General features: G+C 61.5%; 19 protein-coding genes. 10 read left to right on the top strand and 9 right to left on the bottom strand.

The genetic code is table 11. From position 1 onward, the window contains the following. Window positions 1-14 precede the first annotated feature (14 nt). The gene (gene ade, locus DESPR_RS05495) at window positions 15-1664 is read left to right on the top strand and encodes an adenine deaminase (RefSeq protein ID WP_015723823.1); all 1650 of its coding nucleotides are present in this window, start codon (window positions 15-17) and stop codon (window positions 1662-1664) included. Here the strand turns inward: ade and DESPR_RS05490 are convergent. The 4 genes from DESPR_RS05490 to DESPR_RS05475 form a co-directional block, all read right to left on the bottom strand. Next, window positions 1654-2535: a competence/damage-inducible protein A gene (locus tag DESPR_RS05490; RefSeq protein WP_015723822.1), complete on the bottom strand. Its 882-nt coding sequence runs from the start codon at window positions 2533-2535 to the stop codon at window positions 1654-1656. The two genes, ade and DESPR_RS05490, sit on opposite strands and share 11 nt — an antisense overlap. Window positions 2536-2705: 170 nt before the next feature. Then, on the bottom strand, window positions 2706-3506 hold the full coding sequence (locus tag DESPR_RS05485) for a L,D-transpeptidase family protein (protein ID WP_015723821.1): 801 nt from the start codon (window positions 3504-3506) through the stop codon (window positions 2706-2708). Window positions 3507-3605: 99 nt separating this feature from the next. Beyond that, entirely contained in the window at window positions 3606-4766 is a 1161-nt protein-coding gene (locus DESPR_RS05480; RefSeq protein ID WP_015723820.1) for an MBL fold metallo-hydrolase, read from the bottom strand. Between the two features lie 202 nt (window positions 4767-4968). Then, window positions 4969-8613, bottom strand: a complete 3645-nt coding sequence (locus DESPR_RS05475; RefSeq protein ID WP_015723819.1) for a hydantoinase B/oxoprolinase family protein — start codon at window positions 8611-8613, stop codon at window positions 4969-4971. Window positions 8614-8957: 344 nt separating this feature from the next. Here DESPR_RS05475 and DESPR_RS05470 point away from each other — a divergent pair, with 344 nt between their 5' ends. The 4 genes from DESPR_RS05470 (at window position 8958) to DESPR_RS05455 (ending at window position 14017) form a co-directional block, all read left to right on the top strand. Then, entirely contained in the window at window positions 8958-10685 is a 1728-nt protein-coding gene (locus tag DESPR_RS05470) for a hybrid sensor histidine kinase/response regulator (RefSeq protein ID WP_015723818.1), read from the top strand. A 96-nt stretch (window positions 10686-10781) separates the two neighbouring features. Next, window positions 10782-11660 carry an RluA family pseudouridine synthase gene (locus DESPR_RS05465; RefSeq protein WP_015723817.1) on the top strand — a complete coding sequence of 293 codons (879 nt, stop codon included), beginning with the start codon at window positions 10782-10784 and terminating at the stop codon, window positions 11658-11660. A 64-nt stretch (window positions 11661-11724) separates the two neighbouring features. Beyond that, on the top strand, window positions 11725-12285 hold the full coding sequence (locus DESPR_RS17090) for a DUF2799 domain-containing protein (protein WP_015723816.1): 561 nt from the start codon (window positions 11725-11727) through the stop codon (window positions 12283-12285). A 283-nt stretch (window positions 12286-12568) separates the two neighbouring features. Further along, a complete protein-coding gene (locus DESPR_RS05455) occupies window positions 12569-14017 on the top strand; it encodes a glycosyltransferase (protein WP_015723815.1) in 1449 nt (482 codons plus the stop codon). Between the two features lie 143 nt (window positions 14018-14160). Here the strand turns inward: DESPR_RS05455 and DESPR_RS05450 are convergent, their stop codons facing one another. The 4 genes from DESPR_RS05450 to DESPR_RS05435 form a co-directional block, all read right to left on the bottom strand. Next, complete coding sequence (locus tag DESPR_RS05450) at window positions 14161-14952, bottom strand: EI24 domain-containing protein (protein WP_015723814.1); 792 nt, start codon at window positions 14950-14952, stop codon at window positions 14161-14163. A 127-nt stretch (window positions 14953-15079) separates the two neighbouring features. Then, window positions 15080-15295, bottom strand: a complete 216-nt coding sequence (locus tag DESPR_RS05445; protein ID WP_043769710.1) for a hypothetical protein — start codon at window positions 15293-15295, stop codon at window positions 15080-15082. 391 nt (window positions 15296-15686) lie between these two features. Beyond that, complete coding sequence (locus DESPR_RS05440; protein WP_015723812.1) at window positions 15687-16799, bottom strand: SPL family radical SAM protein; 1113 nt, start codon at window positions 16797-16799, stop codon at window positions 15687-15689. Beyond that, the gene (locus DESPR_RS05435) at window positions 16796-17647 is read right to left on the bottom strand and encodes a glycosyltransferase family 2 protein (RefSeq protein ID WP_169701536.1); all 852 of its coding nucleotides are present in this window, start codon (window positions 17645-17647) and stop codon (window positions 16796-16798) included. The genes DESPR_RS05440 and DESPR_RS05435 overlap by 4 nt, the downstream gene beginning before the upstream one ends. Before the next feature lie 180 nt (window positions 17648-17827). Between DESPR_RS05435 and DESPR_RS05430 the strand changes: the two genes are divergently transcribed. The 5 genes from DESPR_RS05430 to DESPR_RS05410 all read left to right on the top strand — a co-directional run bounded on the left by DESPR_RS05430 (window position 17828) and on the right by DESPR_RS05410 (window position 24523). Continuing rightward, window positions 17828-19333, top strand: a complete 1506-nt coding sequence (locus DESPR_RS05430; RefSeq protein ID WP_015723810.1) for an Rne/Rng family ribonuclease — start codon at window positions 17828-17830, stop codon at window positions 19331-19333. A gap of 44 nt (window positions 19334-19377) precedes the next feature. Continuing rightward, window positions 19378-20760: a M23 family metallopeptidase gene (locus tag DESPR_RS05425; protein WP_015723809.1), complete on the top strand. Its 1383-nt coding sequence runs from the start codon at window positions 19378-19380 to the stop codon at window positions 20758-20760. Then, window positions 20750-22276, top strand: a complete 1527-nt coding sequence (gene lptF / locus DESPR_RS05420) for an LPS export ABC transporter permease LptF (protein ID WP_015723808.1) — start codon at window positions 20750-20752, stop codon at window positions 22274-22276. The genes DESPR_RS05425 and lptF overlap by 11 nt, the downstream gene beginning before the upstream one ends. A 190-nt stretch (window positions 22277-22466) precedes the next feature. Next, entirely contained in the window at window positions 22467-24074 is a 1608-nt protein-coding gene (locus DESPR_RS05415; protein ID WP_015723807.1) for a bifunctional ADP-dependent NAD(P)H-hydrate dehydratase/NAD(P)H-hydrate epimerase, read from the top strand. Next, window positions 24068-24523, top strand: a complete 456-nt coding sequence (locus DESPR_RS05410; RefSeq protein WP_015723806.1) for a CBS domain-containing protein — start codon at window positions 24068-24070, stop codon at window positions 24521-24523. Before DESPR_RS05415 ends, DESPR_RS05410 begins: the two co-directional genes overlap by 7 nt. On the opposite strand, the gene DESPR_RS05405 is transcribed toward DESPR_RS05410, so the two are convergent. Next, a complete protein-coding gene (locus DESPR_RS05405) occupies window positions 24498-25826 on the bottom strand; it encodes a diguanylate cyclase domain-containing protein (RefSeq protein ID WP_015723805.1) in 1329 nt (442 codons plus the stop codon). The two genes, DESPR_RS05410 and DESPR_RS05405, sit on opposite strands and share 26 nt — an antisense overlap. Between the last annotated feature and the right edge of the window lie 52 nt (window positions 25827-25878).

The raw sequence follows: 25878 nt of genomic DNA, 5'->3' as shown, positions 1-25878 counted from the left end.
GGGAGGAAGAAACCATGGAACAGGTCAGGACAGTCAGCGGCACAGTGGTGGACGCGGTCAATCGGCGGATGTTCGGGGCGCGGATCGAAGTCGGGCCCACGGGCCGAATTGCCTCCGTGGTCCCCGAATCCTCGCCCGCGCCGGGTTTCCTCCTGCCCGGATGGGTCGATGCCCATGTTCATGTGGAGAGTTCGATGCTCACCCCCACCGCCTTTGCCCGGGAAGCGGTGCGCCACGGAACCGTGGCGGCGGTGACCGACCCCCATGAAATCGCCAATGTGCTCGGCCGGCGCGGGGTGGAGTTCATGCTCGCCGAGGCGGCCCGGACGCCGTTTCGTTTCGCCACCGGCGCGCCCTCCTGCGTACCTGCCACGCCATTCGATAGCGCGGGAGCAGTCCTCGATGCCGCCCAGGTCGCCCAATTGCTCGCCCGGCCCGACATTTCCCACCTCTCGGAGATGATGAACGTCCCCGGCGTGCTGTCGGGAGACGCGGAAACCGCAGCCAAGATCGCGGCCGCCCGGCAGCGCGGCAAACCGGTGGATGGCCACGCGCCCGGCCTGCGCGGCGAGGATCTGCGCCGCTACCTCCAGGCCGGCATCAGCACCGACCACGAGTGTCTCGATCTTGACGAGGCCATGGAGAAGGCGGCGGCCGGCATGTTCATTCAGCTCCGCCGGGGATCGGCGGCCCGGCAGTTCGACGCCCTGCTGCCGGTGCTCGCCCGCTTTCCGCACGCTTGCATGCTGTGCACCGACGACAAACACCCCGATGACCTTTCACGGGACCATATTGACGCCTCGGTGCGCATCGCGGTGGCTGCGGGTATCGATCTGTTCGATGTGCTGCGGGCCGCCAGTGTCAACCCCGCGCGCCACTACCGCCTTGACCTGGGCCTGCTGCAGCCGGGGGACCGAGCAGATTGGATCGAGGTCGACGATCTGCGCGATTTCCGCGTGCGGCGCACGGTACTCGCCGGTCAGGTCGCTGCGGAGAACGGGGAGAGCTGCTTGCCGCTCCTGGAGCCGCTCGATTGTCCCAACCAGTTCGTCCTGCGTCCGGTGTATGCGGAAAGCTTCCGCATTCCCGCACAAAAGGGGTCCTGCCGGGTCATCGGGGTGCGCGATGGCCAACTGCTCACCGATGCCGGCAGCTGCCAACCCACCATGCGCGGCGGCGCGGTGGTCGCTGATCCGGCACGCGATTTGGTCAAACTGGCGGTGTTCAACCGCTACACCGTTGATGCGCCGCCCGGCTTGGCGCTGGCCGCCGGTTTCGGGCTGACCGCCGGAGCCCTGGCCGCCAGCGTGGCCCATGACGCCCACCACGTAATTGTTGCCGGTACCGACGACGCCCTCATGGCCCGGGCCGTCAATGCGGTGGTGGCCCATGGCGGCGGACTGGCGGTCACGGATGGGCAGGGGCAGCTGCACGTCATGCCCCTACCGGTGGCCGGACTGATGACAACCGGGGGCTGTGCGCAGGCGGCGGCTGAGCATGACCTGGTCACCCGGGCGGCGAGGGCCTGCGGCTGCAGCCTGCGCGCCCCCTTCATGACGCTGTCCTTCCTTGCCCTGCCGGTGATCCCGGCCCTCAAACTGACCGATCGCGGTCTGTTCGATGCCGAGCGTTTTCATCCGGTGGATTTCTGGCTCAGGGGATGAAACATCTTTGGTGTACGCAAGGCGCCCAGGCCGAGTCGTCACCCAGATGACGCTGCTTCTCCCAATGTTCGATACCCAGCGCCGTCAAACCCTGTTCCAGTTCGGCCATCGCCGCATCAACCCAGTCTTGGCGCTGATGCGCGTCACCGCCGATGACCGTGAACAAAATATCCAACTCCGCCACCTCGCCCAACGCCCGGGCCAGGGATTTGATGTACACATGGGGATGTCCCTCGACCACCCGGCTGAGCACCGGCACCATGATCGACTCGTCGTTGCAGCGCACGGTCAGGCTGCGGGCAAAGCTCCCGCCGTTGCCAAAGGTCTGATCGATGAAAGCGGCCAGCGAGTGGCGGATGATCCCCTCCAGTTCCGGTGGCACTCCCGGCAGGGAGATGATCACCGTTCGGCCCACGGACAGCAACACTCCCGGAGCGGTGCCCACCGGGTTATGGAGCGGCACGGCGCCCTTCGGCAACCAAGCCATCTTTTCCCGGAAAGGATTGAGCCCGCCCTCGGCCAGCACGCCCTGGGCATGGAAATCGTCATAGCGTTGCCGCACCATTTCCCGCGCGGTTGCATCGAGCGCCAGTTCCACCCCCGCTCCCTTGGCCACCGCCTCCAGGGTGAGATCATCGTCGGTTGGCCCCAGGCCGCCCGAGGTGAACACCACCGCCACCTCCCGGTCGATGGCCGAGCGCACCGCAGCGACGATCTCCGCCTCGATGTCCGGCAGCATGGTCACCCGGACCACCCGGCCGCCCCGGCTGTTGACCAGACGACAGATCCAGTGGCTGTTGGTGTCGAGGATTTCGCCCCGCAGCAGCTCATTGCCGACCGCCAGGATTTCAACGGCTATTGGTCCGGTCATCGCGTTCTCCGATACGGTGTCTCTCGCCGCCTGTGTGAAAGAAAAACTCCATCCGGGCGGTACCCTGCCCGGATGGAGTTCGTCAACAAAGGCGTTGAAGGAAAAAAATAAGCGGCCGGCAAAAAGCCTGTGCGGCGGGCGTGCCGTTTGCGTGATGCGCGGCCCCGGGTTTAGTTTGAGCGATCCTGTTCGAAGCTGTTGCGCATGGCCAGTTTCGGCACGCGCGAGGTGACCACATACTCGCCGTTTTGTACCGCGATCTGCGGTACCTGCTTGGACATCTCAAAGGCCGAATAACCCGGCTCCAGACTCTCCCAGAACTTGATCCAGGGCGAAGCGGCGAATTTCTTCAGATTGCGCTGGGTCAGCGGAAAAGGAAAGATGTGGACATCGAACCGCTCCTGGCCTTGGGCAAGGGCCTCGTGCGCCAACAGGTAAATTTCCTCGATGCGGCGGTCGGTCATGGCGAAACAGCCCACTGACTTGCAGTTGCCGTGCACCATGATCAGATTGCCTGTCCGGCGCTTGGCCACATCGAATGCATTGGGATACCCGATATCAAAGGCCAGGTGATAACCGGAATTGGGATTCAGCTGCTCGGCCGAAACACTGTAGAAGCCCTCGGGTGCCTGCCAATCGCCTTCGCTGATCTTGGGGCCGGGGAAGCCGGAATAGTTGCAGACCTTGTAGGCTTTGAACAATTCGAATCCACGGCCCTTGTTCATCCACAGTTCGAGTATGCCGGGGATCTTGAAAATACGGACAAAAATCGGTTGCCCGACGGCAAAGCCCTTGGCCTGCAACTCCTGCTGGATCTTGGGCCGGGTCTGGGCCATGGCGGTTTCTGCCTTGGGGGTGGTGGGCAGATCGGTGCCGGTGGCAACCGGAACCGGCCAAGGGCTGGCGAGGGTGAGGAGGGAAAAGAACAGCAGCCCTTTGCATAGAGAGGAGGAGAGATGTGGTATCTGCATAAACCTTGTATGAAAAGAAGAAGGAAAAAAAACGACCGACGGTCCGGAGCGGGCCCGCGGACAGCCTGACAATCATTCAAGCAAAGCGGCGCGGTGACCTCAACCGGCCCTGGCTGTCTGGGTCTTGGCATAGGCCGAGGCGGCGCACTCGTTCTTGCCCAGATCCAGTTCTTCCTGGCGGTCCTCGTCTTCCTCGCGGAGGTTGGCGTTGACCAGGCGGATCGTGGCGTATTCCTCGGGCTGGGGCCGCATATTGGCCTTGATGAAGTCGACAAAGGCCGCCAGCGTCCCGATTTCGTAAATTTCCTGGTTGCGCTCGAACACCTCACCCAGGGGGCGGGTGAAGATCAACTGTTCGTTGGCCTCATCCCAGTCGATATAGTGCGCGGGGAGCACCATGAGCTGGCGATCGAGCCCCTTGACCATCTGGATCGAGTCGAACAGCATGCCAGCCCATTCCTCGGCCTTGCCTCCCAGATCGGGCCGGCCGACCGAGTTGATGAACACCATGTCCCCGGAAATGAGGAACCGCTCGTCGATCACGTAGGAGGTGGAACCAGGGGTATGACCGGGGGTGAACAGGATCCGCACCGTGGGACCGCCGAGGCTGAAACGGTGGATCTCGCCGTCGCGCAACGGGGTGTAGGGATTTTTCGAGGTCTTGAAATCGCCGTCGTTGGCGTAAAACACGGCACCGGTTCGTTTGGCGATGTCGCGGCTGCCGGCGATGTAGTCGGCTTGGAGATGGGTTTCAAAGGTTTTGCTGATCATGCAGCCCTTGTCCGCGGCAAAGCCCAGATAGAATTCAAGGTTGCGCGAAGGGTCGAAGAGCATCATCTCCTTGCCGCTGATCAGACCGTAGCTGCACGAGGCCTTGCCCGGACGGATGAACTGATACAGTTCGTACCCATCGTTGCGGGCCACCAGCATCGGCACCAGGAGATTGCCCCAGGTCTTGATGCCGCCGCGCAGATAGCCGACGTCGTATCCATGTTTGGCAAAAATATCCGCCACATACTTGGCTGACCCTTCCTTGGCGCAGACGATGCGCACCTTGCTGCCTTGAGGAATACGGCCAACCGACTCCTCCTCGTTTTCCATGAATTCGTAATAGGAAATGTTGCGGAGGGTGAACGGATAAGGGCTTTCGACGTGGAAGCGATTGAAATCCTTTTCATTTCTGACATCGACCACCACCATGTCTTCCCGGGTGGTCAACCACTGGAACAGGTCCTTTGCCTCGTAGGTGAAGGGTGCCATGTGCGCTCCTGGAGGGTAAGAATTGCCGTACCTGCAACGGGCTTTGCGAAAGCTAGCCAAACCTGAAATTATTGTCAATGTTATTTTGAAGTTACCGGAAGCTACCGCCAATTTTCCCTCGCCGCCACCTGATCACCACCTTGTCTCAAGCAGACTGCCATGGGCCAGCGGGGCCGCGATCCCCGGCAAAACGATCCGGAGGTCATCGGACCGGCTGCTCGGCGTCGGGCGGTCCAAACCCGCCGCCACCCGGGGTTTCGATGACGATCACATCGCCGCTGTCCACCTTCACCTCGTCGTTTCCTTGCAAGGCGACCACCCGTCCCTCGTTGCGCACCAGGGTGTTGCGGCCGCACTGGCCGGGCTGGCCGCCCGCAAGCCCGTAGGGGGCGGTCACCCGGCTGGAGGAAAGAATGGTGGCGGTCATGGGTTCGAGAAAGCGCATCCGCCGGACAACGCCGTCGCCACCCCGGAACCGGCCGCGGCCCCCGGAGCCCCGGCGGATGGCAAAAGCCTCGACCCGCACCGGAAAACGCAGTTCCAGCACCTCGGGATCGGTCATGCGGGTGTTGGTCATGTGGCTGTGCACCGCGCTGGTGCCATCGTGATCCGGCCCGGCACCGGTACCGCCGCAGATGGTCTCGTAATTCTGGTGGACCTCGTTGCCATAGAGAAAGTTGTTCATCGTCCCCTGGGAGGCGGCCAACAGGCCGAGCGCACCGTAGAGACAGTCGGTGATCGCCTGCGAAACCTCGGTGTTGCCGGCAATCACCGCCGCCGGATAGCGGGGATTGATCATCGATCCTTCGGGAATGACGATCCTCAATGGCTTGAGGCAGCCCTCGTTGAGTGGCAGATCATCGTTGATCAAGGTGCGGAACACGTAGAGCACCGCGGCCCGGCACACCGAACGGGGCGCATTGCGGTTGCCCGGATGCTGGGGCGAGGTGCCGGTGAAATCGATGATGGCTTCGCCGGCCGTTGGATCCACGGTAATCCGCACCTGGATGCGGCTGCCGTCGTCCATGGGATAGGTGAACGCGCCATCGCGCAGGGCCGACAACACCTGCCGCACCGAGGCTTCGGCATTGTCCTGGACATGGCGCATGTAGGCGCGGACCGTGTCCAGGCCGAAGTGCTCGACCATGCGCCGCAACTCGCGTACCCCGGTCTCGTTGGCCGCGATCTGGGCGGTCAGATCGGCCAGGTTCTGCTCGACCTTGCGGCAGGGATAGGGACCGGAGAGCAGCAACTCCCGGGTGGCCTGCTCACGGAACACCCCTTCTTGCACCAACAGCCAGTTGTCGATCACGATGCCTTCTTCCTCGATACGGCGCGAATCGGGCGGCGATGAGCCGGGGGTACGGCCGCCGATGTCGGCATGATGTCCGCGCGAGCCGACGAAAAAGAGAATCTCGCGTCCGGCCGCATCCCAGCAAGGGGTGATCACGGTCACGTCCGGTAGATGGGTGCCGCCGTTGTAGGGCGCGTTCTGCATGAACACGTCGCCGGGCCGCATCCGCCCCCGGTTGTCGCGCAGAACGGCCCGCACCGATTCGCCCATGGACCCCAGATGGACCGGCACATGGGGCGCATTGGCCACCAAATTGCCGTCGGCGTCAAAGAGGGCGCAGGAAAAATCGAGCCGTTCCTTGATATTGACCGAATGAGCGGTGTTGGCCAGGGTCACGCCCATCTGCTCGGCAATTGACATGAACAGGTTGGCGAACACTTCCAACATGACCGGATCAACGGTGGTGGCGACGACTTCAACTCCTGGGCGGGCTGCGCGGCGTTCCATCAGGAGGTGGTTGCGGCTGTTGACCAAGGCCTGCCAACCTGGCTCCAACACCACGGTGCCGATGGGTTCGACGATGATTGCCGGTCCCTGCAGCCGGTGGCCCGGCTTGAGATCCTCGCGCAGGTACAGCGGCACTTGCCGCCATGCGCCGCCGCTCCACATGGGCACCTTTCGCGCCGGCTGGACAGCGGTCTCGGTCAAGGGCAGCTCCGGTTCCAGCAGTGGTTCGCCGCAGCCCACGATCTCGACCGCCAGGGTCTCGACCATCAGCTCACGATCCGGCGAGATGAAGCCGAATCGCCGGCGATGGGCCGCCTCAAAAGCGCGGCGCATGGCTTCCGGAGTATCGAGTTCCACCGCCAGGGCGGTGTCGGTGCCGCTGTAGCGCAGAGAGACCGTGCACAGGGGGTGGATCCGGTCCTCGGTCACCCCTTGATTGCGCACCTCGGCATCGGCTTCGGCCAGCAGCGGTTCGGCGGCATCGGCAATCTGGGCGGCTAGGGCCGGATCGGCAAAGGGATGCTCGATCTGTGTCTCGCGCAGGGCGCGAACATCGGCCAGCCCCATGCCGTAGGCCGACAGCACTCCGGCCAGGGGATGAAGAAAGATCCGCTCCATGCCCAGGGCATCCGCCACCCGACAGGCGTGCTGGCCGCCGGCCCCGCCGAAGCACTGCAGGGTGTAGGCGGTGACATCGTAGCCGCGCTGGACCGAAATCTTCTTGATTGCATTGGCCATGTTCTCGACCGCGATGCGCAAAAACCCCTCGGCCACGGTCTCGGCGCCGGCAGGGGGCCTTCCCGTGGACGCGCCAATCCGCGCCGCCAGCTGGAGAAATTTGTCGCGTACAACCGCGCGATCCAGCGACAGATCCCCTCCGGGGCCGAACACGGCGGGAAAATACTCCGGCTGGATGCGACCCAGCAGGACGTTGCAGTCGGTCACGGTCAGCGGACCGCCTCGCCGGTAGCAGGCCGGACCAGGATCGGCCCCGGCGGAATCGGGTCCCACCCGAAAACGGCCGGCCTCGAAATGGAGAATCGAACCGCCGCCGGCGGCCACGGTGTGGATGCGCATCATCGGCGCCCGTAGCCGCACCCCGGCCACCTCGGTTTCAAAACTGCGCTCGAACGTGCCGTCAAAGTGGGTCACGTCGGTGGAGGTGCCGCCCATGTCAAAGCCGATCAGGCGAGTCAACCCAGCCATGGCCGCGGTGCGGGCCATGCCGACCACCCCGCCGGCCGGGCCGGAGAGCACCGCATCCTTGCCGCGAAACAGGAACGCATCGGTCAGACCGCCGCTCGACTGCATGAACATCAGCCGGGTGCCGCTGCCGCCGATGGGTAGCTGACCGGCCACCCGCTCGACATAACGGTCCAAGATGGGCGAGAGATAGGCATCGACCACGGTGGTGTCGCCGCGGGCAATCAGCTTGATGAGCGGGCTGACCCGATGGCTGACCGAAATCTGGGTGAAGCCGATGGATTCGGCCAAGGCGGCCAGTCGCTGCTCATGCCGAGGAAACCGGTAGCCATGCACCAGCACGATGGCCACCGCCCGCACCCCCTGTGCATGGGCGTCCCGCAACCCACGCTCCGCCTGTTCCTCGTTGAGCGGGGTCACGATGTCGCCGTGGGCACCGATCCGCTCCTCCACCTCGATCACCTGGGCATACAGCATTTCCGGCAGGACGACATGGCGGGCAAAGAGCTGGGGCCGGTTCTGATAGCCGATGCGCAGGCTGTCGCCGAACCCCCGGGTGATCATCAACAGGGTCGGCTCCCCCCGCCGTTCCAACAGGGCATTGGTGGCCACGGTGGTCCCCATCTTGACCGATGCGATTCTCTCTGCGGGGATAGGCGCGTCTCCCTCCAGCCCCAGCAGGGAACGGATACCGTGCAGGGCCGCGTCCGGGTAGCGTTCAGGATTCTCCGACAACAGCTTGCAACTGGTCAGCCGGCCGTCCGGCGCCTTGGCCACCACATCGGTAAAGGTGCCGCCGCGATCGATCCAGAACTGCCATTTCTCTTCCGAAGTCGAACACATACCATGAAATCTCCTTGTCAAACGGGATGCCGCGGGGTGAAAATCGTACCCGTCTTCACATATCACCACCGCCGTGTCAACCGTTTCCAGCGCAACCGGGACAACCCCCTGCCCGCCCGCGGTCAATCCGCCCCAAGTATCGGGATTTTTCCTTTTGACAACTGCGGATGTTTCTCCCTACTATAGGGCATGTTGTTCGCTGATCCCCCTTCTCCTGTCCCCATGATTCCATCCGTGGCGCGGCCGCCTTTTTCCGACAGATCGACCTCGACGCAGGAACGCAACCGGAGGTAGTGCCATGCTCGCTCAATTCTGCTGCCCCCCCTGTATCGCAACTGTTCACGGTGGCCGGACTGATCGCCGCCGCCCTGCTGCTCGTGATCCTGATCGTCCTCAACCAGCGAAAGAAAACCATCATCACCGACAAATCAAAGGCCTTGGCCGAAACCGAGGCCCGCTACCACTTGTTGTTTGAGCACTCGCCCATTCCCTTGCTCGAAGAGGATTTGAGCGCGGTCAAGACCTTCATCGATCAACTGACGGAACAGGGAGTTACCGATATCGGCGCCTATTTTGACCACAATCCGGAAAGCCTGAGCCGTTGTTTGGCCATGGCGCGGATCATCGGCGCCAATCAGGCCGCCTTGCGCATGTACCGAGCAGGATCGCCCGACGAACTGACCAGATTGACCATGGTGTGGCCCGACGATCAGGCGGGGCAGTTCAAACATACCCTGCTCCACCTCCACAAAGGAGGGTGTTCGGAAATCATCCTCAACCACAAAACATTGGATGGCGCGTCGCTGACCATAGAACGGCGGGCCGTGGTCGCCTCGGGTTTTGCCCAGAACTGGAACAAGGTTTTTGTCACGGTGATCGACCTCACCGAGCAGGTCAAATTGAAAAATGAAATCAAAACCTTTGAAAAGCAGCTGCAGCAGACCCAGAAACTCGAGGCCATCGGCAGCCTGGCCGGCGGCATTGCCCATGATTTCAACAATCTCCTTGCTCCGATCATGGGCCGGGCCGAGCTGATGCTGGTGGAGAATACCGGCAACGGCGGAGTCTGCGAACACTGCCAGGGGATCATCGACGCCTCCCGGCGGGCGCGCGACCTGGTCAAGCAGATCCTGACCTTCAGCCGCCAGGTCGATCAGGAGATCCAGCCGGTTTCGATTGCCTCGGTGGCGCGCGAGGTGGTGCACCTGATCCGTCCCACCCTGCCCGCCACCATCGCCATCGACTGCCAGCTGCCCGATCACGGCCCCCGGGTCATGGCCGATTCCACCCAATTGCATCAGGTGCTGATGAATCTGATCACCAACGCCTTGCACGCCATGGAAAGCACCGGCGGCCGACTCGGCATTCGCCTGGAAACCGTGACCCTCGGCATCGGCGAATTCGACCATTTCTCCATCTCCCCCGGCTTGTACCAGCAGCTGACCATCGAGGACAGCGGCCATGGCATGGATCAGGAGACCATGGCCAAAATTTTCGACCCCTATTTCACCACCAAACCGCGCGGCAAGGGCACGGGCCTGGGGCTGGCGGTGGTGCTCGGCATCCTGCGCGGCTACGGCGGCGAGATCCGGGTCACGAGCGAGCTGGGCAAGGGCACGACCTTCACCCTCTTCTTTCCGGTGGTGGAACTGGCCGCCGACCAGGCCCCTCCCGACAATCGCAGCCAAGAACCAATGCCCCGGGGCAGCGAGCACATTCTGCTGGTCGATGACGAGAAATCCATTGCCGACGTGACCACCAGCATGCTTGAGCGCCTCGGCTACAAGGTGACAGTGCGCATCAGCAGTTACGATGCCCTGGAGGCCTTCCGCAACCTGGCCGACCGGATCGACCTGCTGATCGCCGACCTGACCATGCCGCAGATGACGGGCCTGCAACTCTATCGGGAAATCAAGAAAATCCGCCCTGAGGTCAAGGTCATCATCTGCACCGGATTCAGCGAACAGCTCGACAGCCGCAAATCCAGGGCCATCGGCATCGAGGGCTTTCTCCATAAACCAGTGGTCATGGCCGACCTGGCGCGGTGCGTGCGCACGGTCCTTGACGGCTGAACCGAACTTCACACCCGACGCCGGCAGGCGGTCGATTCATCGACAACACGCCCATGGATGCATGGCTCTCACTATCCGATCACAACGGCACCACACATGAAAAAAATTCAGATTCACCAGGCAACAACGGTTCTGGCAGCCCTGCTCGCCAACGGCTATTCGCGCACCAAGGTCAAACAACTGCTCAAGTACCGGGCATTGCGCGTGGGCGAGCAGCTGCCCGCCCATCCTGAACACCCCCTCGCGGCCGGCGACGTGCTGGTTGTCACCTCGGAAAAGGAAGGCGGTGTCCGCTATCCGCCGTGTCCGGGCATCACCATTGTCTATGAAGACAAGGAGATCCTGGTCGTCGACAAGCCGCCGGGCCTGCTGACCATTGCCTCGGCCAGCGAAAAGACCAAGACCATGTTCTACAAGCTGACCGCCTGCCTCGGCGAACGGCCCGATGGCAAGGAACGGGTGTTCATCGTCCATCGCCTTGACCAGGGAGCTTCCGGCCTGCTGGTCTTCGCCAAGACCGAACAGGCCAAGCATGCGTTGCAACAGTCCTGGCCGCAAGCTCAGAAACGGTTTCGAGCCATTGTCGAGGGAACGCCGTGCCCCCCCAGCGGGACCATCAAGAGCCTGTTGTGCGAGTCGAAGATCCACCGCGTCTATTCGGACAAGACCGGCAGTGGCGCGGGCAAGCCCGCCGAAACCCGTTATCAGGTGATCCACACCGCAGGCGACTATGCTCTGGTCGAGCTCATTCCGGTCACCGCGCGCAAGAACCAGCTTCGCGTTCATCTTGCCGAGCAGGGCCATCCGGTGGCCGGTGACAAGAAATACGGGGCCAAGACCGATCCGATCAAACGTTTGGCCTTGCAGGCTTCCTTTCTCTCCTTTGCCCATCCGATCAGCGGCGCGCCCATGGAATTTTCCCTGGAACTGCCGGCAAAATTCAAAACCCTGCTCAAGGAAACCCAGGTCCAATGACCGCCCCAGGGAGAAACACCGTGGATGCGTGGAAACCTGTCGCTCCGCCAGACGAGGCTAGGCCATGAAAAGAAACGTGTTTTTGCTGCTGATCCTTCTGCTTGCCGGATGCGCCACCCTGAGCCGCGAACAGTGCCAGCAGGGCGACTGGTTCGGCATCGGCATGACCGACGGCCTGGGTGGAGAACAGGCCAGCCGTTTGGAGCAGCATGTCCGCGCCTGCGCGGAGTACGGACTGCCCGTGGATCGGCAGCACTATTTTGCCGGCCGCGACCAGGGCTTGCGCGAGTACTGCCGCTATGCCAACGCCTTTGTCACCGGCCTTGCGGGGAGCCGTTACCAGCATGTCTGCCCGCCTGCGATCGACGCCACCTTTGCCCACTACAATCAAGCCGCCTACGAGGTCTACCGCATAAAACAGGAACTTGCGTCCGTTGACGGCCAAATCTCCAGCGTCGAAGACCGTCTGCGGGACTCTGGACTCTCGAAGGACCGGCGCCGTGAGCTTCGTCAGGAGCTTCGTGAACTGGACCGACGTTATGACCGCCTGCGCGCCGATCTCCATGACAGCCAGCGCTACTTGGAGCACCTGATGGACGAATCCAGATCCCGTCACTCGCCCTGACCGGCACCGCTGAACCGACCATCGCCTTTTTCAGCGGACGGCTGGCGCCGATACCTCGTTTTTCAGGACGGGAACATTGACAGGGGGCATCCGCTTCGGTAGAATTGCCGGTTTGATCTTGCGGGACGCTGGTGAGCCAAGAGGATCCTGACAACGGCAGCGGCGTGTGCACCTCGATCCTCCCATGGAGCCGTGACGCCGGCAGGCAGAAGAGGCTGGCGTGTCCGTCGCCGCCGCCTGTTCGCCGCCCCCCTTTCATTGTTTTCAACCAAGGAAATACGCTTTGATCTACATACTGTTTGGATTGTACGTATTTTTTCTCGTTCTCATCCTCTTGTACAACTTTCTTCAGCTGAATTTGCTGTTTCATTATCTGGGGAAGAAAAAAGTCACCCCGCCGCAACCACTGGCCGAGGATGCACTGCCCCTGGTGACCATTCAGCTGCCGCTGTTCAACGAGCCCTATGTGGCGGAACGGCTGATCGACAACATCGTGGCCATGGACTATCCCCGCGACCGGTTCGAGGTACAGGTGCTCGACGATTCAACCGACAACACCACCGAACTGTGCGAGCAGAAGGCCGCATTTTATCGCGCTCAGGGGATCGACATCCGGGTCATCCATCGCACCGACCGGACCGGATTCAAGGCCGGTGCCCTGTCCGAGGGGTTGCTGCACGCCAAGGGTGCGTTCATCGCCATTTTTGACGCCGACTTTCTGCCCAACAAGCAGTTCCTGCGCAACACCGTGCCTTATTTCCAGGACGAACGGGTCGGCGTGGTCCAAACCCGCTGGACTCACCTCAACGACGATTATTCCCTGTTCACCAAACTCCAGGCCCTGCAGCTCAACGTCCACTTCACCATCGAGCAGATGGGACGCAAGGCCGGGCATCATTTTCTTCAATTCAACGGCACGGCGGGTATCTGGCGCAAACAGGCCATTGACGATGCGGGTGGCTGGAAGGCCGACACCCTGACCGAGGATCTGGACCTGAGCTATCGGGCACAGCTGAAACATTGGGAGATTATCTATCTGGAGGATGTCGAGGCCCCAGCCGAGCTGCCGGTAGAGATGAACGGCATCAAGTCGCAGCAGTTCCGCTGGATGAAGGGCGGAGCCGAGAACGCCCGCCGCCTGACGCCGGTGATTCTGAGAAGCGACCTTGATCTCGCCACCAAGATGCACGCCCTAGCCCACCTGTTCAACAGCTCGATCTTTGTCGCCGTCCTGATGATTGCCGTCACCAGCGTCGCGCTGCTGCCCTTTCTCGACGATCTCGGAGTCGACACCCGCTTTCTCGGCCTTTCGCTCCTGGGGTTGGTCGGTGTGGCCACGGTCTATTTCTACGCCAACATCAACCTGTTGCCCCGCCCCCTGTCATGGAAACAGGTTCTGGCCCTGATCGTCTATTTTCCCTTGCTGCTGACCATGTCCATGGGCTTGAGTTTCCACAACTCGGTGGCGGTGATCGAAGGGTATCTGGGCATCAAGTCCTCGTTTGTGCGCACGCCCAAGTACAACATTGTCGGCCGCATTCGCCAGCGGATGGACAACACCCAAAAAAATCCGATCAGCAACACCCTGATTCTCGAAGGCCTGCTCACCCTGATCTTCTGCGCCGCCCTGCTGCTGAGCGTGCATCTCAAGGACTACAGCTTCTTCATCTTTCACCTGATGCTGGCCTTGGGCTTCGGCTCGGTGTTCATCGTTTCCTGGCGCGATCGCTGATCCCCCGCCGCATACCGGCTCCCGTCTAAGAAATTCCACGCTGACGGGAGCCGCGACCACCTGTCTCCGCAAGGCCGCGCTCCCCTGTTTTTCCTCTTCCGGAAATCAGCTCCAAACAACTGGCTACAGATACAGCCACGTCCTCAACGGCTGATAATCACTTCTTTTTTCCCTTCGATCACCAGAAAATTGAGGGTGGTATGAATGGTGAACAAAGGGAAGAACAAGGCCATGAGAAAGACGTTGAGCAACGGGATCATGCTGATCATGGCTGGAAAGATCCCTAGACGGAATGCCTGCTGATGATAGCGCCGAACCCAGCGCAGCTTTTCGCCCAGGGTCCAGCGGTAGCGAGAGGCCGGATAATCAACGAACATCAGGGCCGAATAGAAGGTGTAAAGAACAAACACGGCGGCCTGTCCAATCACCGGGATAAAATTGGCAAACAGGGCCGCCACGGCCACCACCAGCCCCATGGCGCCAATTTTGACGCCCTCCCACAGATCGATCAGGACACCAGCGAGGGTCAGGCTGGCCTCGCCCTCTCCGGCTTGCACCGTGTAACGGTTGCCGGCCCAAGTGCTGAGGAACACGTAGCCCGGCGTGGTCAGGCTGTAGGCCAGGACAAAGGCCAGATAAAAGGCCACCACCCGTGAAAGGACGAAAAAAATCCACTTCAGGGCAATCCAGCCCCACAACACCGGCCAGTGCCAAAATTTTTCCACGGTCGGCGGGGTGGTGAAAAAAGATCCGGTGAGCTGGCTGATCAGGTCAACCGAGAACAGATAGCCCAGCCAGGTCAGCGTGCCGGTAAGCAACACCAGGATAAGACTCCAACCCAGCAGACGGGGATAACGGAAAAGAAAGGTCAAAGAAAAACTAAGCGGCACCCATGGCGGGGTGGGTGGGTTCCCACGAAACGACTCATTGTTCATGAACTGATGACTACCCGATAAAAAGAAAAAAACTGGATATTACCTCACGTAGAGCGTCATACTGGACATGCTCCACCGGAGGGATCCGTGACACAAGTGTCCGCCCGCCGGGCGGAACGAGGGGCTATCACCCCTGGTAAACGCAGCTGATCAAATCGGCCAGCTCGTAGGCAACCTGCTGTTCGGCCAGAGCGGCAAAGGCACCGTTGAGGTGGTCCCGGCTGTCCACTTCCAGCAGGCAGCCCTGCTCGTTCTCATGTACCAGGTACCCTCGGGCCTTCAAGGCGCGCAACGTTTGCTCCAAGTCCGGAACCAGAAGGCCCAGCCGTGAAAAATCGTTCATGTAAAAAAGAGGCCACTCCGCCTGACATCCCAGGGATCTTCCTTTTTCCATTATGGGTAACTGCGCCATGGCAACCTCCCGGTTATTCGTTGGTTCTCTCCAAATGATCCAGCAAGCCCTTTGCCCCCTGGCTCATCGCGGCCTCCCTCACAGCACGGACATCCTCGACTTAGCCGCTGACAAGAACTAACCATGCCGTGCACTCTGCCTTTTCTATATCCATCGATCAGGAAACCGGCAACGGTTATTGAAATTGCTCCCCGTCCGAAGCGGGAGCGATCAGCCGGAGAAGGTGAACAAGGCCGCAATAAGAGGAAGGACGGCAACCGGAAATAAAGCACGTGGAGAGCAAGCAGGGTCCGCGACAGAAATAAAGAAACAGAGACCGGATTCACCCCACCGCCCGATCCAGCATCGCCGGCAGGCCGCCATGCTCGTCGGGGGCAAAGCCGAAGACCTCGCGCCAGATAGTGTCGTTTTCCATGCAGAAGTAGATGCAGGTGGAGGGGTGGGCATGTTTGCGCAGTTCGTCAAGGATCAGGCGGTACATGGCCACCCGCTGGGGACGGAAGTAGCGGCGCTTGCCGTCGAGGCCGTCGACAAATTCCTGATAGAAAAAGCGCGAGGCTGGAAAGCGGTCGGCGGCGATCTGCTTGAGCGCGGGCAGATAACGCAACGCGCCCAGGCTGATCCAGGCGATGGCCTCGGCCGGGACCGTGGCAAAGAGGCGGCCAATGGTGGAACGGTACCCCTCCTCCCAGCCGTCGTGGAGAATGATCGGGTCGAAGTGAAAGGCGAGTTTGTACCCCCACTCGGCGCAGTGGGCCGCCGCCTGCAGCCGCTCGTCCAGGGTGGCGGTGCGGATTTCTTCCCGGGCCATGATCGGCGGACTGTTGAGCGACCAGGCGACCAGGGTCCGGCCCCGATGATCGAGGCCGCGCAGATTGGCGATGTTGACGCTCTTGGATTTGAGTTCCAGCACCGCGTTGGTCCGGCCGGCCATGTAGGTCACCAGCCGGGGGCTGAGATGGGTGAGACTGTCCAGGGCCAGGCTGTCGGTGAACTCGCCAGTGCCGATGCGAAAGAAGCGGTCCGGCTCGGCGTCAAGCGCGGTATCGAGTTCGTTGAACAGGTCCTCCACATTGACGAAGAAGCTGAGCCAGGGGTTGTTGAGGTAGGCCTGGAGGATGCAATAGACGCAGTCCATGGGGCAATTCATGCCGATGTTGAGCACCTGGTAGTTGCAGCAGCGGTACTCGCGGGTACCGGGGCAGGGCTTGAAAAAGGCGCCCCGGTTGCGGCACAGCAACAGGTGATGCTTGCCGGCGGTCAGGTTGGCGGGATAGTCGCCGTCGATCGCGGGGCCGCCCCGTTCGCCGACCACGGTCACCGGTAGCGCTGCCCGGGCCATGATCTCTTGGGTGTAGGGCAGCTCTAAGCAGTCTTCGGCCACGTGCAGGCGGGTGACGAAGCGGGCGGGGTCGCCGTAGGAAGTCTGTTTCACGAGTGGTGTCCCTTCGCTGAATGGTAACGGTCGGCCAGCTCCAGGTAGCGCCGGCCTTCCTCGGGCCGGCCATGTTTGATGCAGCCTTGGCCGTAAATGGTGCATTTGCGGGCCAGCTCGGCCACCGCTGCCCGGTGCTGGGCCGGTGTCAGCACGCCGCTGGCGATCAGGGTATCCAGCGAGCGGATCCGGTACCTGTCCATGCCCATGCGGTGGATCACCGACAACTGATCCGGCCGGCCGCCGTCCTTGCCGGTCAGCGATTCGGGCACCAGGAAAAACGCTTCCCGGCATCCCACTCGGAGCCACAGATCGTAATCCTCGCAGCATGGCAGGGTTGCATCGAACAGGCCATAACGGTCGAACAGCTGCCGCCGGACCATGACCGTGGACATGCCCACCACGCACATCCCCAGGCTCGCCGCAAAGATGTCGCCATGGGGAGGATCGTGCTTCTTTTTCTGGTTGACCCGTTGACCATGGCGGAACCAGATCTCGCGGGTGTGGGAGACGAGCGTCTCCGGGGCCGCCTCCATGGCCGCCGCTTGCAGGGCCAGCTTCCGTGGCAGCCACCAGTCGTCGGCGTCGAGAAAGGCGAGCAACGCCCCCCGAGCTTGGCTGATGCCGAGATTGCGGGCCGCCGCCGCGCCGCGGTTGTCCTGGACCAACAGGCGGATGGGAATGGGAGCATCGCTGGCCAGGCGTGCCACCAAGGCTGCGGTGTCGTCGGTCGACCCGTCGTCAACCACGATCAGCTCCGTGCAGGCACGCTGTTGCGCCAGCACCGAGCCGATGGCCCGTTCCAGGCACCAGGCCCGGTTATACGTGGGGATTATTACTGAAATCAATAGATTGTCAACAGCGGTCCGACGAGTGGCAAACCTATCCACCCTGTCTCGGCCAATTTACGCTGGCGGTTTGCCGACGGTATAGTATAGTAAAATGCTTGTTTCATAAAAACTTACGCGCCCGGACCGTTGTCTGTCCCGTCTTCAGCCGCAGCGGACGGCGTTTGACCAGGCATTTCTATGTACACAGACATCCTCATCAATGCAACCTTCTACGAGAACCGGATCGCTCTGGTGGAAAACGGCCACCTGCGCGAATTCCACCTGGAACGGGTTTCGGAAAAAGGGCTGATCGGCAACATTTACCTGGGCCGGGTGGTCCGGGTGTTGCCCGGCATTGACGCGGCCTTCGTCGACATTGGCCTGGATCGAACCGGTTTCCTCTACGTTGACGAGGCCTTCTATATTTTTTCCGAGAATTATCAACGCTTGTCCCCGGGGCATAAACTCAGGTCGATTCCGCCGTCCCACCTTCCCGCCACCCCGGCGATCAACGACATCCTCCACGAAGGCCAGGAGATTTTAGTGCAGATCGCCAAGGAACCCATCGGCTCCAAGGGTGCCCGCCTGACCTGCAACATCACCCTGCCCTGCCGTAACCTGGTGTTCATGCCGCTGACCGATCATATCGGCATCTCGCGCAAGATCGAGGACGAAGCCACCCGCCAGCAGCTGCGCGACCGGATCGAGGTCCTGCGGCCGCCGGGCACCGGCTTCATCATGCGCACCGTGGCCGAAAACATCGGCAACGAGGCCCTGGAAGCGGACATGGAATTCCTCCTGCTCTTGTGGGACGAGATCCTCACCAAGGCGCAGAAGGCCCAGGCCCCCTGCCTGATCTACAAGGACCTCGACATCATCCTCCGCTCGGTGCGCGACTTTTTCACCGAGGAGATCAACGAACTGGTGATCGACAACGCCGAGGTCTACGAGCAGCTGCTTTCCTACGCCAAGACCTTTGCCCCCCAACTGCAGGACAAGATCACCTATTACGATTCCGACCTGCCGTTGTTCGAACGCTACGGCGTGGAGGCGGACATCAACAGCGCGCTCGACAAGAAGGTGTGGCTGCGTTCCGGCGGCTACATCATCATCGAGCCCACCGAGGCCCTGACGGTCATCGACGTCAATACCGGTCGCTATGTCGGCGCCTCCGACCTGGCCGAGACCATCTTCAAGACCAACATGGAGGCGGTGCGCGAGATCGCCCGCCAGCTGCGGCTGCGCAACCTCGGCGGCATCATCATCATCGACTTCATCGACATGGAGAACGAGCAGCACCGCGAGGAGCTGTACGCCGCTTTCCAGGAGGCAATGCGCAACGACAAGAGCAAGGTCAACATCCTCAAGCTGTCCGAGTTCGGGCTGGTGCAGATGACCCGCAAGCGGCTGTCGGAAAGCCTGATCCAGACCATGTGCGAACCCTGCCTCTACTGCGGCGGCGACGGCTTCATCAAGTCGCGCCGCACCATCTGCCATGAGATTTTCCGCAAGATCAGCCGCGACGCGCGCAAGATCGGCGGCTCGCACGTCACCATCAAGGTTCATCCCCATATCGCCGAGATGCTGCTCAACGAGGAATCCTACACCATCGAGCAGCTGGAGCAGCGGACGGAAAAACGCTTCACCATCATCCCGGTGCCTGACATGCACATCAAACGCTACGACGTCATCTGGAACGAATAGAACAACCCAAAGATCCGATCAATTCCACCCCACACGACCTTCCCATGGCAACCCACATCCGATTGCGCGGTTCATCGCGAAAAGGCGGTTTTTTCAAGATGTTTTTCCTTGCCCTGGCCACCACCGCCGGCTTGGCCCTGGCCGTTGTCGCCTTTCTCCTTTTCGAGTTTGAAAAACCGACCCTGGTGCTTGACAAGCAGATCAAATACCTGGGCGGCCGAATCGAACTGCCCCTGCATGCCACCGACAACAAAAGCGGCATCAGCGCGGTGATCATCACTCTTGCCCAAGGCGACAAGAGCGCCACGTTGTTAGAGCGAACCTTCCCGCGCGCCGCCTGGTTCAAGCCCGCCGGCCCGCAATCGCTCAACGAAAAAGTGGTGATCGACGCCCAAAAGGCCGGAATCAAGGAAGGTGACGCCGAGTTGATCATCCTGGTGCGTGATTTTTCTCTCAACGGCCTGTTCAAGGGCAACCGCACCCTCACCCGTATCCCGGTGACCATGGACACCGTCCCGCCCAAGGTCGCCCTGGTCCATGGCCAGCGGGTCATCCAGCCGGGCGGCAGCGGCATGGCGCTGTACACGGTCGCCGAACTGCCGGCCCGCCACGGCGTCTTGATCGACAATGTCTTCTTCCCCGGATTTGCCACCGGCAAGAACAATACCTACGTCGCCTACTTCGCCCTGCCCTGGGACGCCGGCCAGCCGGAAAAAACTCGGATCGTGGCCTACGACGAGGCCGGCAACGAAGGCACTGCCCCTTTTGCCGCCGTGTTCAAGCCGGTTCCGGACAAGCGCGACAGCATCACGATCAGCGAGCAGTTCCTGCTGCAGAAGATGCCGGAGTTCGAGCAACACTACCCGGAGATGCAGGGCACCGGCACCCTGGTGGAAAAGTATCTCTATGTCAACAACCAGATCCGGCGGAACAACGCCGAAGCCATCGCCAAGGTCTGTGCCGCCACTGATCCGCAGCAGCTGTGGTCGGATCGCTTCCTGCGCATGCCCGGTTCGGGGCGGGCGGGATACGCCGACCAGCGCACCTATCTCTACAACGGCACAGCCATCGATACCCAGACCCATCTCGGGGTGGACATCGCCTCATTGGAACGGGCCGAGATTCGCGCCGCCAACCGGGGCAAGGTGGTGTTCGCCGACTATCTGGGCATCTACGGCAACATGGTCATCATCGACCACGGCCAGGGCATTGCCAGCCTCTACTCCCACCTGAGCAGCATCGACACCACCGTGGGCACCCTGGTGGAAAAGAACCAGCCGATCGGCCGTTCCGGGGCGACCGGCATGGCTGGCGGCGACCACCTCCATTTCTCCATGCTGGTGCACGGTATTTTCGTCACCCCCATCGAATGGTGGGATCAGCACTGGATTGACGTCAACATCAAATCCGCGTTCAATGAGTCCTGATCCAACTCCGGCAGCACCAACAGACCGGACCCAAACCACGGGAAGACGGAACAACGATTCCGGCTTCCGTCTGCGGCGGCCTCCTCTGCTGCTCTACAGCTACATCGCCAACGAGCTGTTGGCTCCCTTTTTCGCCAGTTTCCTCATCCTTTACTGCGTCTTTTTCCTGGTGCGGCTGATTCCGCTGCTCGAGGTGGTGTTGGCCCTGCGCATTGGCCTGGCGGATTTCATCCGCCTGTTTTCCTACATCTTTCCCCGGATGCTGCTCTACATCATTCCCATGGCCAGCATGGCCGGGGTGATCGTCGGCTTCACCCGGCTGACCAACGACCGCGAAATCCTGGCGCTCAAGGCCTGCGGCGTCAGCCTCAAGCAGATGCTGCCGCCGGTGATTCTCATTGCCGCCGCCATCGCCACCCTGACCGGCTTTTTCTCCATCCGCCTCATCCCCGCCGGCGCGCTGGGGTTCAAGCAGCTGATGTTCGAGCTGGCCAAGGAGAAGATCGACAAGGGGCTCAAGGCCAGGGAATTCACCGAAGCCCTGGGCGACATCGTGGTCTATGTCGATGAAATCGACGATCAGCAGCGCTGGCATGGAGTGTACGTTTCCGACATGCGCGGCAGGACGCAGCCACTGATCACCGTGGCCAAATCCGGCCACATGGAGGCGGAAATGGAACGAATGACGGTCACCATTGTCCTCAACGACGGCACCCTGCACAACAACGAGGGCACGGACAATCAGGTGGTCCGGTTCGGTCGCTATCAATTGCAGATTTCCCTCCGTCCTCCCACCCAGATCGGCAAGGAGGATGTTACCAGCCAGACCCGAGGGGCCATGAGCCAGCAGCAACTGTTACGGGCCGCGGCCAAACAAAAGCCCAACTCCAAGCTCCATCGCATTTTCCTTTCCGAATATCACCACCGCCTGGCCCTGCCGGTGGGCTGCTTCATCCTCAGCATCCTCGGTTTGCCCCTGGGACTGCAGGCCGCGCCCGGCCGCCGGGCCGTGGGCATCCCGCTGGGGCTGGTCGTCTTTGTCCTCTATTACATCGCCTTCACCACCGCCCGGGTGATGAGCGAGGAGGGCACCCTGCCCCTGGTGCTGGGCATGTGGCTGCCCAACATCCTCTTTTCCGTCCTCACCGTTGTCATTTTCTGGCGGGTGAACCGGGAACGGCCCCTGGTGCCGGAACAGGTCCAGCTCTTTGTGCTCGCCCTTTACGACCGCTTTCTCAAAACCGCCTGTCAGCGGGTCGCTGCCGTGGGACAGTCGATGCTGCACCGTATGCGGGGGACCAAGGAGCGGCCGGCAGCAACCAAGGACTCGGTCGACCAGCTGCCGATCCATGCCGACAGTACCACTGGCCTCTTTCACCTACCGGATTGCACGGACTATGACTGCCCGCAGTGCCGGATGGCCTTCAAGGACGTGGAGCAGGCCAAGGCAGCTGGTTTCATAGCCTGCGAGTTCTGTGAAGAATCACTGAGAAAAAAACAGACTTCCACGGATTGACCCATGCGAACACTCTTCGGTCTGTGCGGGTGCCTTTCAACCATGCTGGCGATTTTCCGTCCCCCCTCTTGGATGGTTGCCCTGATCCGCTCATCATTCTATAGTGATAGGAGAAACGGGCTATTTTCCACCCGAAACGACGGAGCCCCATTGCAGTCCCCTCGAACCCCTTGAAAGGAGTGTATCGTTCATGCAACTGGCTCTTGCCGCGCAGATGCGCGAACTTGACCGACGGACCATTGAAGAGATAGGTATTCCCGGCATGGTGCTGATGGAAAACGCCGGCCGGGGAACGGTTGACCTGATGGAAGGGTTCCTTGGGCCGGTCAAGGGAAAAACCGTGTGCATTTTTGCCGGTCCCGGCAACAACGGCGGCGATGGCCTGGTCATTGCCCGCACGGTACACGGTCTGGGCGCCTTTCCCTTTGTCTTTTTCATCCTCGATCCGGAACAGCTCCAGAGGGACGCGGCGCTCAACTTCGCGATCCTCAAGCGGTTGCACTTGCCCTTCCAGATTCTCGATTATTCGGAGAAGATGCTGACTCTGATCGACACGGTGCTGACGCTCAACCGCATCCATCCGATGCACTCCCTGGTGGATGCTCTCTTCGGCACCGGCCTGACCCGCGAGGTCAGTGGGCCGTTTCTTGACGTGATCAATTGCATCAACATCCTCCATGAGCGGCATCGGCTGCCGGTGGTCAGCGTCGATATTCCCTCGGGGTTGGACAGCGACACCGGCGCCATCCACGGGGCGGCAGTCCAGGCCGACCTGACCGTCACCTACGGCCTGCCCAAACCCGGCCATGCCCACCATGGCGGTCCTTGCGTCGGCCGTCTGGAGCGGGTCGATATCGGCATTCCCCCCAAGGTGGTGGCGCAAATGAAACTGGAGGGGGCGCTGCTGGACCACGATCTGGGTAGCCTGCTGCGCCACCGGGCCACTGCGGCGCACAAGGGTGCAAACGGCCACCTGCTCATTCTTGCCGGTTCCCTCGGCAAGACCGGCGCCGCCCTGCTCTGCGGTCAGGGGGCGCTGCGCAGCGGTACCGGCTTGGTCACCTTTGCCGTACCCGGGGATCTCAACCCCATCTTTGAAACCGCCATTGCCGAATCAATGTCCCTGCCTTTGCCCGCTTCCCGGGGACGGTTCTCCGTCGAGGACCATGGCCTCATCGAATCCGCCGTCCAAGGCAAGGACGGCATGGTTGTTGGCCCGGGCATCGGAACCGAGGAGACCACGGCGCAACTGATCCTCCGGCTGTACACGCAAAACAGCTGTGCGCAGGTGATCGACGCCGATGCCCTCAACATCCTCGCTGCCCATCCGGAAATGCTCGGCCAACCGGCCGGGCCACGCATCCTCACCCCCCATCCGGGCGAGATGGCCCGCCTGCTCGGCTGCACCATCGGCGAGGTCCAGACCGACCGCCTCGCCGCCGCTCGGCGGCTCAACGAGATCATCGGCACGGCGGGGCCGCCGGTCGTCACCGTGCTCAAGGGTGCAGGCACGGTGATTGCGGCAGGCAGCGGTGAATGGGCGATCAACACCTCCGGCAATCCGGGCATGGGCACCGGCGGCATGGGAGACGTGCTCGCCGGCATCATTGGCGGCTTGTTGGTCCAAGGCTACGATCCCTGGCAGGCTGCCTGCCTCGGGGTCTATCTCCACGGTCTGGCCGCCGATCGCCTGGCCGCCGAACACCCCTACGGCTATGCCGCCTCCGAGGTGGCGCAGCTGCTGCCAAAAATCATCGGCACCTTCATTCCACCTTCCACCAAGGAGAGACCATGTTGAAAGCACAAGACATCATGACCCGCGAGGTGATCACGGTCAACGCCCGAACCAGTGTGCGCGAACTGGCGGCCCTGCTGTTGTCCCACAAGATCAGCGGCGCCCCGGTAGTCGACGAGGCAGGCAAGGTGATCGGCGTGGTCACCGAAAGCGATCTGATTTTTCAGAACAAAAAGGTCCATTTGCCGACAGCCTTCGCCATTCTCGACGCCTTTGTCTTTCTTGAACCGCCGGATCGGATGAAAGAGGAACTGAGGAAGATGGCCGGTACCAGGGTGGGCGATATCTGTTCAACTCCCCTGATCAGCGTCGGTCCGGAAACCGACCTGGAGGAATTGGCCACCCTGATGGCGGAAAAAAAGATGCACACCCTGCCGGTGATGGCCGAGGGCACGTTGGTGGGGGTGATCGGCAAATCGGATATTATCAGGACGATTGCCCAGGGGATGTGAGGGGCGCGTACAACTGCCAGCAGTTACGGCCTTTTTTCTTGGCCTCGTACATGGCGATATCGGCGTGGCGAAGCATGGTTTCGGCGTCGCTGCAGTCGTTGGGAAAAACCGAGATACCGATGCTGGCGCCAATGAAGCAAATATGATCGCCCGCCTCGATCGGCTCGTTGAGCGAATCGATCACCTTCTGCGCCACCCGGGTGGCGCCCTCCAGGGTATCGGTACTCTCCAGCAGGATGACGAACTCGTCGCCTCCCAGCCGGCAGACTGAATCCGAGGTTCGCAGCACGCTGCGCAACCGTTCCCCCACCTGCATCAGCACGATGTCACCGACCCCATGGCCGAACTGGTCGTTGATCGGCTTGAACCGGTCGAGGTCGATGAACAACAGGCAGAGAATGCGGCCGTAGCGCTTGGCCAGGGAAACAGCCTGCGGCAATCGTCTGCGGAAGTAGTTGCGGTTGGGCAGATTGGTCAGCGGATCGTGGTTGGCCATGTAGCGGATCAACTCCGCCGCTTCCTGCCGCTCGGTGACATCCTGGAAAACCAGCACCCCGCCGACCAACCGCTGTCCCTGGCGGATCGGGGTTGAACGAAAGTCCACCGGGAAACTGGTACCGTCCTTGCGCAGCATCCTGGCCTCGTCGTAACAGACGGTCGATCGCTGGTCGGGCTGCGTCAGATAGGGGCAGCAGGCCTCGGAAAAATCATCGCTGCCGGGCAGGGATATCTTGAAAATCTCCGAACACTTTTCCCCTCTGACCTCGTCGTTGGTGTAGCCCAGCATTTTCAGGGCGGCGGGGTTGATGTAACTGATCGCGCCCCGGTCGTCGACGCCGCAAATGCCGTTGGCGGCGGCATCAAGGATCATTTCGTAGTTGCGCGACAGCAGTTCCAATTCCTGCTTGGCCCGATGGGAACCCAGGATGTAGCGGATACGATTTTTCAACACCGCCCATCGCAGCGGCTTGCGAATGTAGTCGACCGCCCCGGCCCCATACGACCGTTCGATGCTTTTTTCGTCGTCCAGGGCCGTTATCATGAGCACCGGTGGCGGATCCGTCATCGACGACCGGATGTGCTCGCACACGCTGGGGCCATCGATGCCCGGCATGGCAATGTCGAGGATCACCAGATCAAACGACTGTTCCGCCACTTTTTCCAGCGCCGCACGGCCGTCCTCCGCCTCGACCACCGCATAGCCCTCGGCCTCCAGAAACTGGCGCATGAGCATGCGGATCACCTCGTCATCATCGACAATCAGAATGACCGGCGTGGCACCCGACAAGAGGGAGACCGTCATAACCTATTCATCCCCATGGAAGATATTGTGTTCAATGAACGCATCCTCAATC

It is taken from the genome of Desulfobulbus propionicus DSM 2032 (assembly GCF_000186885.1).
Classification (GTDB): domain Bacteria; phylum Desulfobacterota; class Desulfobulbia; order Desulfobulbales; family Desulfobulbaceae; genus Desulfobulbus; species Desulfobulbus propionicus.
This window is presented reverse-complemented; position numbering and strand designations above follow the sequence as displayed.

What these genes read in the sequence shown, in the direction of transcription:
- ade (WP_015723823.1), top strand. Translation starts at nt 15, where the DNA reads ATGGAACAGGTCAGGACAGTCAGCGGCACAGTGGTGGACGCGGTCAAT.
- DESPR_RS05490 (WP_015723822.1), bottom strand. Translation starts at nt 2,535, where the DNA reads ATGACCGGACCAATAGCCGTTGAAATCCTGGCGGTCGGCAATGAGCTG.
- DESPR_RS05485 (WP_015723821.1), bottom strand. Translation starts at nt 3,506, where the DNA reads ATGCAGATACCACATCTCTCCTCCTCTCTATGCAAAGGGCTGCTGTTC.
- DESPR_RS05480 (WP_015723820.1), bottom strand. Translation starts at nt 4,766, where the DNA reads ATGGCACCCTTCACCTACGAGGCAAAGGACCTGTTCCAGTGGTTGACC.
- DESPR_RS05475 (WP_015723819.1), bottom strand. Translation starts at nt 8,613, where the DNA reads ATGTGTTCGACTTCGGAAGAGAAATGGCAGTTCTGGATCGATCGCGGC.
- DESPR_RS05465 (WP_015723817.1), top strand. Translation starts at nt 10,782, where the DNA reads ATGAAAAAAATTCAGATTCACCAGGCAACAACGGTTCTGGCAGCCCTG.
- DESPR_RS17090 (WP_015723816.1), top strand. Translation starts at nt 11,725, where the DNA reads ATGAAAAGAAACGTGTTTTTGCTGCTGATCCTTCTGCTTGCCGGATGC.
- DESPR_RS05450 (WP_015723814.1), bottom strand. Translation starts at nt 14,952, where the DNA reads ATGAACAATGAGTCGTTTCGTGGGAACCCACCCACCCCGCCATGGGTG.
- DESPR_RS05445 (WP_043769710.1), bottom strand. Translation starts at nt 15,295, where the DNA reads ATGAACGATTTTTCACGGCTGGGCCTTCTGGTTCCGGACTTGGAGCAA.
- DESPR_RS05430 (WP_015723810.1), top strand. Translation starts at nt 17,828, where the DNA reads ATGTACACAGACATCCTCATCAATGCAACCTTCTACGAGAACCGGATC.
- DESPR_RS05425 (WP_015723809.1), top strand. Translation starts at nt 19,378, where the DNA reads ATGGCAACCCACATCCGATTGCGCGGTTCATCGCGAAAAGGCGGTTTT.
- lptF (WP_015723808.1), top strand. Translation starts at nt 20,750, where the DNA reads ATGAGTCCTGATCCAACTCCGGCAGCACCAACAGACCGGACCCAAACC.
- DESPR_RS05415 (WP_015723807.1), top strand. Translation starts at nt 22,467, where the DNA reads ATGCAACTGGCTCTTGCCGCGCAGATGCGCGAACTTGACCGACGGACC.
- DESPR_RS05410 (WP_015723806.1), top strand. Translation starts at nt 24,068, where the DNA reads ATGTTGAAAGCACAAGACATCATGACCCGCGAGGTGATCACGGTCAAC.
- DESPR_RS05405 (WP_015723805.1), bottom strand. Translation starts at nt 25,826, where the DNA reads ATGACGGTCTCCCTCTTGTCGGGTGCCACGCCGGTCATTCTGATTGTC.